10 protein-coding genes and 1 tRNA gene are annotated in these 11,511 nt (G+C 46.7%); 4 read left to right on the forward strand and 7 right to left on the reverse strand.

Features of this window, described 5'->3' with window-relative positions; all coding sequences use genetic code 11:
• Positions 1–12 precede the first annotated feature (12 nt).
• The 3 genes from H4O21_RS06775 to fadA all read left to right on the forward strand — a co-directional run bounded on the left by H4O21_RS06775 (position 13) and on the right by fadA (position 4,091).
• A tRNA-Asn gene (locus tag H4O21_RS06775) sits at positions 13–88 on the forward strand.
• A 557-nt stretch (positions 89–645) separates the two neighbouring features.
• On the forward strand, positions 646–2,793 hold the full coding sequence (fadB, locus tag H4O21_RS06780) for a fatty acid oxidation complex subunit alpha FadB (RefSeq protein ID WP_182808084.1): 2,148 nt from the start codon (positions 646–648) through the stop codon (positions 2,791–2,793).
• A 122-nt stretch (positions 2,794–2,915) separates the two neighbouring features.
• Positions 2,916–4,091 (forward strand): acetyl-CoA C-acyltransferase FadA, encoded by a 1,176-nt coding sequence (gene fadA / locus H4O21_RS06785; protein WP_182808085.1) that lies wholly within the window; start codon positions 2,916–2,918, stop codon positions 4,089–4,091.
• Between the two features lie 1,042 nt (positions 4,092–5,133).
• On the opposite strand, the gene H4O21_RS06790 is transcribed toward fadA, so the two are convergent.
• The 5 genes from H4O21_RS06790 to H4O21_RS06810 form a co-directional block, all read right to left on the reverse strand.
• Complete coding sequence (locus H4O21_RS06790) at positions 5,134–5,577, reverse strand: hypothetical protein (RefSeq protein WP_182808086.1); 444 nt, start codon at positions 5,575–5,577, stop codon at positions 5,134–5,136.
• A 2-nt stretch (positions 5,578–5,579) separates the two neighbouring features.
• Positions 5,580–5,738 (reverse strand): hypothetical protein, encoded by a 159-nt coding sequence (locus H4O21_RS06795; RefSeq protein WP_182808087.1) that lies wholly within the window; start codon positions 5,736–5,738, stop codon positions 5,580–5,582.
• A gap of 113 nt (positions 5,739–5,851) precedes the next feature.
• Positions 5,852–6,994: a methyltransferase gene (locus tag H4O21_RS06800; protein ID WP_182808088.1), complete on the reverse strand. Its 1,143-nt coding sequence runs from the start codon at positions 6,992–6,994 to the stop codon at positions 5,852–5,854.
• A 93-nt stretch (positions 6,995–7,087) separates the two neighbouring features.
• Positions 7,088–7,597, reverse strand: a complete 510-nt coding sequence (locus H4O21_RS06805; RefSeq protein WP_182808089.1) for a MarR family winged helix-turn-helix transcriptional regulator — start codon at positions 7,595–7,597, stop codon at positions 7,088–7,090.
• Between the two features lie 147 nt (positions 7,598–7,744).
• The gene (locus H4O21_RS06810) at positions 7,745–8,695 is read right to left on the reverse strand and encodes a phytanoyl-CoA dioxygenase family protein (protein ID WP_182808090.1); all 951 of its coding nucleotides are present in this window, start codon (positions 8,693–8,695) and stop codon (positions 7,745–7,747) included.
• Between the two features lie 189 nt (positions 8,696–8,884).
• Here H4O21_RS06810 and H4O21_RS06815 point away from each other — a divergent pair, with 189 nt between their 5' ends.
• Positions 8,885–9,313: a chemotaxis protein CheW gene (locus tag H4O21_RS06815; RefSeq protein ID WP_182808091.1), complete on the forward strand. Its 429-nt coding sequence runs from the start codon at positions 8,885–8,887 to the stop codon at positions 9,311–9,313.
• Positions 9,314–9,406: 93 nt separating this feature from the next.
• Here the strand turns inward: H4O21_RS06815 and H4O21_RS06820 are convergent, their stop codons facing one another.
• Positions 9,407–10,840, reverse strand: a complete 1,434-nt coding sequence (locus H4O21_RS06820) for an aspartate kinase (protein WP_182808092.1) — start codon at positions 10,838–10,840, stop codon at positions 9,407–9,409.
• A 263-nt stretch (positions 10,841–11,103) separates the two neighbouring features.
• Entirely contained in the window at positions 11,104–11,505 is a 402-nt protein-coding gene (locus H4O21_RS06825) for an ectoine synthase (protein ID WP_182808093.1), read from the reverse strand.
• Positions 11,506–11,511: the final 6 nt, after the last annotated feature.

The following is an 11,511-nucleotide window of genomic DNA, read 5'->3' on the forward strand; positions in this document are numbered from 1 at the left end:
CTCTGAAAGAGATCCCTGATAGCTCAGTTGGTAGAGCAGTAGACTGTTAATCTATTGGTCGCAGGTTCGAGTCCTGCTCGGGGAGCCAGATTGTGAAAAGCCGATGTTTTCAATGAAACATCGGCTTTTTTTATGCCTGTTTTTCACTCAGCTGTCCGTTTCATACCAGTCTCTTTTTGTTTTATGCTTGCCTGATAAGGTAGTGTCGTCTCAGGCTTTTGCTATCGCCTCTGTTTTTTCTTTCTAATCAGCTTGGTTCCGCTGATCTTCACGATCAGGTTGATCCCACTGATTAATTTCCGTTGACTCTGTTCTGATACCCTTTTAATTGCCGTTGTTGCGCTATGTAGAGGGCTTTCTGTTAAAAATCTGACCCGAAAGTCGCGATTAAAAACTAAAATCAGATGATAAAGGGTTTGACACTTTTTCTTTTTTGCAGCATTGTTTATCCATATTCAAACGGTCGTATGAAATATCTGTATTAAACAACACGGTGTTTTCTGGATCTGATCCTGATTTAAATATTTGAGTGTTGTCGGCAGATGGTCATAGGCGAAGAACAACTGGCTTCAGTAATCCGCATGTATCACAACAACAAGCATGGATTACTGAGTAAAGCACAATACCCAACTGGGAGAGCAGTGGATGATTTACGCAGGTAAAGCCATCACGGTAAAAGAGATTGAAGGCGGTATTGCAGAGCTTACCTTTGATCTGCAGGGTGAGTCGGTTAACAAATTCAATCGTGTCACTATTGAAGAACTGGGTGCAGCAACTGAAGCGTTGCAGCAAGCACAAGGCTTGAAAGGCCTGGTGATCAACAGTGCTAAAGATGTATTCATTGTGGGTGCAGATATCACTGAATTCCACGATGCATTCAATCAGTCTGAAGAAGAGCTGGTTGAGATGAACATGGCAGTGCACGAAGTATTTAACCGGGTTGAAGACCTGCCATATCCAACGGTTACTGCGATTAACGGTATTGCGCTGGGCGGCGGTTTTGAGATCTGCCTGTGTACTGATTACCGTGTCGCATCGACTGCAGCTCGTGTGGGTTTGCCTGAAGTTAAGCTGGGCATTATTCCTGGCTGGGGTGGTACCGTTCGTCTGCCGCGTATTATTGGTAATGACAACGCGATCGAGTGGATCTGTGCGACTAAAGAGAAAAAAGCAGAAGCAGCGCTGAAAGAAGGCGCGGTCGATGCGGTTGTTGCACCTGAGAAGCTGCATGCAGCAGCGGTTGACCTGATCAAAGAAGCTAACGCAGGCAATCTGGACTGGCAGGCTAAGCGCCAGGAAAAACTGGAGCCGCTGAAGCTGAATATGATTGAGTCCATGATGTCGTTTGAAACGGCGAAGGGCTTTGTTGCAAGCCAGGCCGGTCCTCACTATCCAGCACCTATTGAAGCGATTAAGAGTATCCAGAAAGGCGCGGACAATGGTCGTGAAAAGGCTCAGAAAGCGGAAGCGAAATGTTTTGCCCGTATGGCGCGTACGTCAGTGGCAAGCAGTCTGGTTGGTCTGTTCCTGAACGACCAGTATCTGAAAAAGAAATCCGGCGCTTATGAAAAAGATGCTCAGCCAGTAAACAAGGCTGCGGTATTGGGTGCAGGTATTATGGGTGGTGGTATTGCATACCAGTCTGCCTATAAAGGCACGCCGATAGTGATGAAGGATATCAATGAGGCAGCGATTCAGCTGGGTCTGAGCGAAGCGAAAAAACTGTTGGCTAAGCGTGTTGAGCGTAAGCGCATGACACCAGAGCAGATGGCTGATGCTCTGAACGCGATTCGCCCGACGCTGAGTTACGGTGACTTTGGTGATATCGATCTCGTGGTTGAGGCTGTGGTTGAGAATCCTAAGATTAAAGGTGCTGTACTGGCAGAGCTGGAAGATCAGGTGACTGAAGACACGATTCTGACATCTAACACTTCAACCATCTCCATTACTTCTCTGGCAGAGAATCTGAAGCGTCCGGAAAATTTCTGTGGTATGCACTTCTTTAATCCGGTGCACAAAATGCCGCTGGTTGAGGTGATTCGCGGTGAGAAGACCAGCGAAAAAGCCATTGCAGCAACAGTTGCATACGCTAAGAAAATGGGTAAAACCCCGGTTGTGGTGAATGACTGTCCGGGCTTTCTGGTGAACCGTATCCTGTTCCCTTATTTCGGCGGCTTTATGGGACTGATCGAGCACGGTGCAGATTTCCAGCGTGTGGATAAGATCATGGAGAAGTTTGGCTGGCCAATGGGTCCTGCTTACCTTCTGGATGTTGTCGGTATGGATACTGCCGAGCATGCCAATAATGTTATGGCGGCGGGCTTCCCGGATCGTATGGCCCGTGAAGGCGAAAGTGCGCTGAGTGTGATGTTTGCAGCTGAACGTCTGGGGCAGAAGAACAAGCTGGGCTTCTATGCCTATGAAGAAGATCGTAAGGGTCGTCCGAAGAAAGTGGTTGATGAAAGCGCTTACGAGCTGCTGAAGCCTCTGGTTCAGGATCAGCGTGAGATGACGGATGAAGAGATCATCGAACGTATGATGATTCCTCTGTGCATCGAAACCGTACGTTGTCTGGAAGATGGCATTGTGGAAACTGCCGCAGAGGCTGATATGGGTCTGATCTTCGGTATTGGTTTCCCTCCATTCCGCGGTGGTGCGCTGCGCTATATCGACAGCATGGGTCTGGAAGCTTTCTGTGCGATGGCTGATAAGTATGCGCCGGAACTGGGTGCGCTGTACGAGCCAACCGAGAAGATGCGTGCGATGGCGACAGAAGGGAAAACTTTCTTCTGAGCCTGTACTGACCAAGCCTGAATGGGTAAGACGCTCTTTTGTCTGATGCAGATAAAAGGGTGCACCTGATACGCCAGATGCAGGCCGGAGCCTGCCCGAGAACAGAATTTTAGGAGTTAATCATGAGCCTGAATCCTCGTGATGCAGTAATTGTAGATGGCGCGCGTAGTGCCATGGCTAAAGCCAAAAATGGTGCTTTCCGAAATGTGCGTGCAGAAGAGCTGTCTGCCGCGCTGATGGATGGCCTGCTGGATCGCAATACGGGCATCGACCCGGCAGAGATTGATGACATCATCTGGGGTTGTGTAAACCAGACGCTGGAGCAGGGTTATGATGTGGCCCGTAATGCTTCGATCCTGACTCGTATTCCTAAGACAGTTCCAGCACAAACCGTTAACCGCCTGTGCGGTTCTTCCATGTCAGCGCTGCATATTGCCGTAGCAAACATTCAGGCTGGCCTGGGTGATATTTATATGGTCGGTGGCGTTGAGCATATGGGGCACGTTGACATGATGCACGGTGTTGATGTCAACCCATCGGCATCTAAGCATGCTGCAAAAGCCGCTATGATGATGGGGCTGACTGCAGAATTGCTGGGCAAGATGCATGGTGTCAGCCGTGAAGATCAGGATGCACTGGGTGTGCGTTCTCATCGTCTGGCCCATGAAGCCTCTGAAGCCGGTCGTTTTGAGAAAGAAATCATTGGTGTACAGGGTCACGATGCGGATGGTTTTGTGAAGCTGATCACTCACGACGAAGTAATCCGTCCTGAAACCTCTATGGAAAGCCTGGCGCAGCTGCGCCCGGTCTTTGATCCACGCAACGGTACAGTAACCGCAGGTCAGTCTTCTGCACTGTCTGTGGGTGCATCCGGCATGATGGTAATGTCTGCTGAGCGTGCTCAGGCGCTGGGCCTGACGCCAATCGCTAAAATCCGCTCTATAGGTGTGGCGGGTTGTGATCCTTCTATCATGGGTTATGGTCCTGTACCGGCTTCTCAGAAAGCACTGAAAGCGGCAGGTCTGACCATTGATGATATGGACTTTGTAGAGCTGAACGAAGCCTTTGCGGCACAGGCGATCCCTGTGCTGAAAGATTTGGGTCTGCTGGACAAGGTGGATGACAAGGTCAACCTGAACGGTGGTGCGATTGCATTGGGTCACCCGCTGGGTTGTTCCGGTACCCGTATCTCAACCACCCTGCTGAATGTAATGGAGCAGCGTGGCGGTACGCTGGGTCTGGCGACTATGTGTATCGGTATGGGGCAGGGCGTAGCCACTGTCTTTGAGCGTCTGTAATCTCGATCGCTTTGCGATAACGGGGTTGCGCCCTTTCCTCTGAAGGATGTAACCCCTCGCAATTATTATTGCGAAAGAATTTGAGCGTTCTTACTCAGCAACGCTCAGATAAGGATGTGTGATTGAGCCTGCACATCCTGCCATATTAAGGGTTCTCCCTGCTTCTGAACCCTTAATTTTGTATATGGCACCTGCACACTTGATTAGCTTCAGGAATTCGAAGTACCGGCCTCTTCTGTCAGGCCGGTTTTTTTATGACCCTAACCTGTTGCGCCATTTTCTTTTTGACACGCTTTGATCATCATGCTCAGAACATCTCTGACAGCAAATAGAGGATAACTCCATTTTACTATTTGATCATCCGGGACCCCAGTCATTGTGTTTACCAGAAGTGCTGTATTTCAGTGTAGGGTTGCCAGACACATGATGTGACAGGAGTTTGGTATTTTGTTCGGCAAGTTATTTATTTTTATGAAAATTTATATTAAGAGTTGTCTTATTTAAGTAAATAGTCTAGCCTCGCATATGAGGTGAACTTCTTACCTTATGAGAATTTCACATTCACTAGTCTAGCGACTTTTATGGTCGCTTTGCGTACTTTATGCAACCAGCCCAGGCTTGTCCTGAGGCTGGTTTTTTTATGTCAGAAATCTGTGCAGGGAAATATTTTTCATCTGAGATATGGTGGATATAAAGATACCTGGTTCGCTGGAAGGCAGGTATCATCTTGTTTCTGCTATGTATATTTGTATGAGTGCAGAGAGATAAGTTTGTATGAGTATGTATTTTAAACTTGTCTTAAGTGTGTAAATCGTCTAGTTTGAGCCGCGAGGTGATGTTCTCACCTGATTGAGAATTTCACATTCACTAGTCTAGCGACTTTTACAGTCGCATTTTGCGTATATGATGCGGCCAGCCGGGATGCTTCCGGCTGGTTTTTTTTGGATTTGTTATCTCTGTCGGGTAACTATTCTCAGAAATAGTCTGAAGCTGCACTGATCTTCGGCTTCTCTCAGGTTCTCTGATCAAGCGCTTATTTTTGTTAATTAAATGATTTTACTGGCTTACCTGTCAGTTCTCCCAGTTGTCTTGCTATTTTGCTGGCTTTGTACAGAGGTGAGGTGCCACTCAGGTTAAATTGTTTTCCATTGGCGAATATCAGATTGACAGCGCCTTTTTTGCGGGGCTGTAGTTTATCCTGAGACAGCTCGATGGATTCAATCGCTTCGACGGGAATACGTTGCTCCTTAATCAGGTAAAAACATCTTAACCGGCGTACCAGTTCATTTTTTTCGTGATCAAGATAGATCTCATGACGAGCAAAGAACAATAGATAACCGAGGGTTCCCAAGGCTACCCATGCCGGGATAGGGAAGTCATTGGTATCGAGAAAATAGCCATTCATCGCCACCACGATAAGTATAAAGCCACCGAAAAACCAGGATATAAACCGGTTGTTTCTCCAGAGTGTGGTTTTCTTTTCCATGCTCAGGCCCCTATGATATAGCGTATCAATAAAGCCAGTATGCTCAGGCCAATCACAGGCGGCAGAATAAGTCTGGCAAAGATAGCGGTATTGTAGAAAGGCGGCGGTGGTGTAAAACCTCTGGAGGTGTCTGACGAATTATCCTGTCGCTCTGGCATCATTGATCCTGATTCTGGTATGAGTCTGTAAAGAGTGGTGCGTGTGAAGCCTGATACAGATTATAAGTTCTGTACCAGGTGACTGCTTCGATTAGAGTCCCGGTCAGGACAGGAGTTCATCGCTTGATGGCTTTGAGGATAACAAACTTCTTATTACTGGTGACGGTCACGCAGTTACCAAATAGCCGTTTTAGAGCCACATGATAGCCAAGATGTCTGTTACCAATAACCCAGAGCTCCCCGCCTTGTTTCAGAACCTGTTTTGATTCTCGGAACATCTGCTGGGCGATAAAGTCGCCAACAACATTGTTCTGATGGAAAGGCGGGTTATTCAGAATAAGGTCTGCACTGTTTTTTTCAATACCTGCAAGACAGTCTGTAGTTTTAAATATTGCATTCCGGTCGGGGAAGGCTCGTTGAAAGTTGATTCTGGCAGAATCAACCGCCATAAAAGACTCATCAACAAAAGTGATATCCGCATCAGGGAAGCGTTCCGCGGCCATCAGGCCGACAACGCCGTTGCCGCAGCCGAGGTCAATAATACTTGAGCCGTCCAGCGTTTCAGGCAAATTCTGCAAAAAGAAACGAGTGCCTATATCCAGCTTTTCCCGGCTGAAAACACCACCATGATTGCTGAGTTTAAAGCGGGTATGGTTAAAACCACAGTTTTCCAGCTGAAGCGCAATAGGATAAGGAGATACTGGTGGAGCCAGAGACAGATTTGGTTCAGAAAAGATCAGTCGGGCTTTTTTGACTGCCAGAGAAGTGTGTGTCTGACCAATCAGTTGTTCAAATAATTGTAAAGTTGATGTGTGAATATGCTTTGCCATACCGGCAGCAATAATACGGGTGTTTGATGTCAGCAATGGACGGATGCGGTATAGCTGCTCCTCCAGCATCGACAGGCTTTTCGGAATTTTGATCAGAATAATATCCGGTGACTGTCGAGGGGATTCCAGACTGGTCAGCAGGTGTACTGTATTGTCCGGGATATTATTTTGCTGCAGGTTGAATAAAGTACCCTGATGAGCCAGCCATGAATCACTTTGCATGGAAGGCGAGTATTCATTTAGCGCGGTACTCAGTGCGCCAAACTGGTCATTAATAATCAGAATGCTGGTGTCTGTTTCAGGAGATAGCTCATGAATATGATGCAGGAGGTATTCATCGGCTGCATCCCAGGCTCGCAGTGTTTCTTTTTTACGAACCGGAAAGCGGGAAAAATGGAAAGTCCCCTGGGGGCTGTTAAGCTGTTCCATCTGATTATTCACTGTTATTGAAGAAAGGTTTGCTGGCAAATATGCAGGCAATGGAGTGCAGATAATTGACTCCATTGCGCCAATCGAGGGTACTTATTTTTTGGTCGTCTGATTATTCGGATTATTTTTATCCGGGGTAATGCTGCTGACTTCCAGATAGGGCGATGCATCCAGTTTTTCTGCATTCATCATACGTGCGATACGCTGTACAGAAGATAAAAGCAGATTCTGCTCCCACTCCTCCATTCCCTGGAACTTGTTGATGAACTCTTCCTGCAGAGGCTTAGGGGAGTTTGCGAGTAACTCTTTACCATCATCGGTCAGGCGAACATGTACTTTGCGCTTGTCTACGGTGCTTCGTTCACGAACCACCAGATTTTTGGCTTCCAGACGATCCAGAATGGTGGTTACTGTCGCCTGGCTCAGGTTGACGATATTAGATAACTCGCGGATGGTATGGTTTTCATCCACCTGCTCCAGAGCTTGTAAAATAACTAGTTGTGGGCCAGTCAAGCCAGTGCTTTTATTAAGCTTCCGAGAGTGAAGATCAATGGAACGAATGATCTGCCGGATGGCCACAAGCACTTCTTCATAGGATTGCATTTGATTGACTTACTTCTACCGGGATTGTGAGCAAATAAGTAATACTAGCGATTTTATATCCTTTGATCACTATGATTTGACCTATTAAGAGAAAAAAAGCCAGCATACGCTGGCAAAAGAGAGAGTTACGGAAAATTCTGGCCGGAATTATGATGAGATGGCAATGGCCGGGTTTATGTCATGATGAGTATCTGCATCATCGTTTAAGGGATGCAGAGGAGCAGGATGGCGGCTGTTAAGGTAATGGGGCCTTGGTTGCAAATCGCTGAACGGTTTTTGTGCAATGTTTTCCATACTGTTATAAACACACATTAAGATAGAGCGAGGGTCAGCTGAAATGTTGTCAGGTGAACCATGCATGATATTGCACTCATGGAAAACAACCGTGCCGGCTTTGCCTGTCACAGAGGTTATCTCCTTATTACCCATCAACTCCTTCATACTGTGCTGAAGTGGTACTCCGAGCATCTGTTTTTTAAGCGAGGTGGCAAAATTGTTGTCTTTAGTACTGCCTTCACAGCAGACAAATTGTTTGTGAGATCCTGGAATAACGTATAAAGGACCATTTTTCTCATGGTTGTCCGTTAGCATAATCCATGCAGTTACAGCCCTCATCCGGGGCATGCCGTCCTCAACATGCCAGGTCTCAAAATCTGAATGCCAGGGAAAGGATCGACCGGTGAAAGGAGGTTTAATATTGACCCTGGACTGCATAGCATATACTTCTGAACCTAGCAGTCGACGTGCAATGTTTAATATCCTGGGGTGGCTGAAAAAGTTTTTGACTAATTGATTATGCTCAATAGGGTTAAAAATCGTACGTAAGGCATTGCTATCAGGCTCTGTTATCAGCTCCTCTCGCCCTGACATAATCTGTTTTAATTGACCGATTTTATACTGTAATGCTTCTACCCAATCCGACATATAGTCTGGTAAAACCAAAAAACCATCATTGATATAACGTGCTATTTGTTCTGGGCTCAGAGTGCTTTCGAGCTCAGGCTTGTGGTAAGGGTACACCACAGGATCATGACGATGAGTGATTGTTTCTTTTTTCCCCTGCCTTGATGGATACAAGTCGGTCTCTTGCTGTTGCACTGAAAGTCTCCGTTTAAGTGTTTATTACATTTTGCTGTGTTACCAGGCTTAAGCTATCGCCATGTAAATATTACACCTATAATTATTTTTTTGAAGTCCTTCCTTGTTTTTATGTGTTTTTTTGAAATTTTTATCTGAAAAATATATAGTTCTCTAACTATTAACAGATTGTTTTTAAATGAAGGGCTTATGTTGGATCAGTGGATCGGTTTTAGTTTGGGGGGAGAGCGTTACGTCCATTCTGTTGAGGTCGTAAAAGAGGTACTGCCATTTTCAGAAGTATTCCCGGTACCTGGCGCACCACCTGAAATTATGGGAATCGTCAATATTCGTGGTGAGGTGGTGACTATTGTTTCAGGGCATCAGCTTCTGACACTCATGAAACCTGACAAGGGAAGCAATCTTTTTATTCTGGTTCTGGAGCTGGATATTGGTCTGTGGGGCGTTGTGGTAGATGCTGTCACGGAGATTGCAAGCTTTGATTCTCAGTCTATTGAACCTGCGCCGGAAACAAGTCAGAAAGCAGAGGTCATCAGAGGGATGGTTTATAAGGATAATCTGCTGCATATTGTGGCTGATTTTACGCCCCGTTGCAGTGTTCTCTCTCAGCAGATTTAAGGTAAGAGTGATTATTTTGTCGAGTTGTTATGGCTGTACATGAGACTGGTTGCTTCCAATCTCATGTACAGTCAGTGTCATAAATTGATTTGCTTACTCAGCGGCGCAGATCGCCTCACCGTGATTATGTACTTCAATCAATTTGGCATGCAGGCTCTGAATTGCTTTATCATAATCTTCATCAGCCAGGATAAACTGGATGTCAACCTGACGCATCGATTGTTGCAGAGCTAAAACGCTGATACCCGCTTCAGCCAGCGCATTCACCATGCTGGCCAGAATACCCGGAACTTTCATATTGCTGCCGATAGCAGACACGATAGAGATCTTGTTCAGATTGATCTCTGAGTTCGGATACTTCTCCTGCATTGCCTTCTGAATACGCTTAATGGTTTTCAGATTGCCTGACAGGTAGTAAGTCAGAGTGTTGGCATTGTTGCCACGAGAAACCAGGTCACCTTTAAAGCGTTCGATAATATTCAGAATCTCACGACCGTATCCGGTCATACTACCCATCATATCCTGCTCGAAGATTTCCAGTGCGTAAACGTTCTGGCGACCCGCAATAATCTCAACAGATGGCGATTCACTGACGTAGTCGTTGGTGATCAGGGTGCCCGGATGGTCCGGTTCAAAGGTGTTCATAATGCGCAACGGCAGATCGCTCTGACGCAGGCCTTTACCTGCTTTCGGGTGGATCGCTTCCATACCCAGATTTGCCAGTTGATCCGCTACGTCATAGTTGGTGCGACCAATCGGTACCACATTATTTTCACCGACCAGACGTGGGTCGGCGCTGCTGAGGTGGAACTCTTTATGGATAATCGCTTCACGGGCATCGGTCAGTACTGCGATACGGCTGAATACCATCTCACTGTAACCGCGGTCGAAGGTTTTCATCAGACCTTCGGAACAGTGGGCATACCCCGTGGCGATTGGCAGCGTGTTTTCCAGATCAATCTCTGCAAAGGCTTTTGCAATGCCTTCGTCCAGAGTAAAGTGCTTGTCTGTGTCCCAGCCACTCAGATCAACAAACTGAGCATTTACGCCATCACGCTTCAGTAGTTCCGCCATGTTCCAGGCGCTATGGGCTTCGCCCAGGCTGGCGAGCATTTCACGCACGGTCATCAGGTGATCACCCAGGGCGAAGTGGCCGTGCTGACACACACGTTCCAGATCATTCAGGGTTTGTTCCGTCTGATCCAGACGATTTCCGATAAACTGGTTTGCTTTCTCGCACAGTTCACCTCCGCCAAACAGCTCCTGGTTGATGTTGAACAGATAGTTGCGAAGGCCAGTCAGTTTTTCACGCCATACACGTTGATCTTCAGCACCGGCAAATGCACCATAAATGCCTGGCTGACCATTTTTCTTATGCTCCAGCAGCAGGTTGGTAACACCGCCATAGGCTGATACGACCATAATTCGCTGATAGCCCTTGCGATGCAGGATGATGTTGTCACGTACCGCGGCGTAGTCGCTCATGGACGTGCCGCCAATTTTCTCTACAGAATGTTGCTTGCTCATTGAATATGTCTTTCAGCTATCCGGCTTATGCCAGAGGCGCTGCTTTCTCTCAGGTAGTCATTGATTTTTGCCACTGTCATGCTTTTTTAACATGTGTCAGTTAGCAGGGAGGGGCATTATATATGGATTTTGCATTTCTGGGACTGATTTGTGCCTGAATCTTTAGCAGGGTGTCGCAAAAGATGCGTTTATCCATATTAATGCCGTTCTGGCGACCTCAACGTTCTGGATGGCTGAGATCGCAAGGGGGTTGTAGGCAGGTATCAGGTAACGCTTTCAGCTTCCAGAGGGTACACACCGTTTTCGTCGTGAACCTCTTTGCCGTTCAGTGGAGGGTTGAATGCGCAGGCGAAAACAATATCTTCACCTTCATGGGCGCGTAACAGGTGCTTATCGTGTTTATCAAGGATGTAGATTGTACCGGGGCTAATCGGGTAGATTTTGCCATCATCAACCGTTTCTACTTCGCCATAACCACTGATACAGTAAACTGTCTCCAGATGGTTCTGATAGTGAATCGGTGTTTCTGTGCCTGCAAAAATAGTGGTGATATGGAAAGAAAAGCCCATGTTGTCATCTTTTAATGACATGCGAACACTTTGCCAGTTATCTGTTTTGATACAGCGTTCTGAATTTTCAAGATCCTGTAGCTGACGAACGATCATAATAAA

Source organism: Oceanospirillum sediminis (genome assembly GCF_014164585.1).
GTDB classification, from domain to species: domain Bacteria; phylum Pseudomonadota; class Gammaproteobacteria; order Pseudomonadales; family Halomonadaceae; genus Oceanospirillum; species Oceanospirillum sediminis.

Coding starts and splice junctions, on each gene's coding strand:
- fadB (WP_182808084.1), top strand. CDS start 646: ATGATTTACGCAGGTAAAGCCATCACGGTAAAAGAGATTGAAGGCGGT.
- fadA (WP_182808085.1), top strand. CDS start 2,916: ATGAGCCTGAATCCTCGTGATGCAGTAATTGTAGATGGCGCGCGTAGT.
- H4O21_RS06790 (WP_182808086.1), bottom strand. CDS start 5,577: ATGGAAAAGAAAACCACACTCTGGAGAAACAACCGGTTTATATCCTGG.
- H4O21_RS06795 (WP_182808087.1), bottom strand. CDS start 5,738: ATGATGCCAGAGCGACAGGATAATTCGTCAGACACCTCCAGAGGTTTT.
- H4O21_RS06800 (WP_182808088.1), bottom strand. CDS start 6,994: ATGGAACAGCTTAACAGCCCCCAGGGGACTTTCCATTTTTCCCGCTTT.
- H4O21_RS06805 (WP_182808089.1), bottom strand. CDS start 7,597: ATGCAATCCTATGAAGAAGTGCTTGTGGCCATCCGGCAGATCATTCGT.
- H4O21_RS06815 (WP_182808091.1), top strand. CDS start 8,885: ATGTTGGATCAGTGGATCGGTTTTAGTTTGGGGGGAGAGCGTTACGTC.
- H4O21_RS06820 (WP_182808092.1), bottom strand. CDS start 10,840: ATGAGCAAGCAACATTCTGTAGAGAAAATTGGCGGCACGTCCATGAGC.
- H4O21_RS06825 (WP_182808093.1), bottom strand. CDS start 11,505: ATGATCGTTCGTCAGCTACAGGATCTTGAAAATTCAGAACGCTGTATC.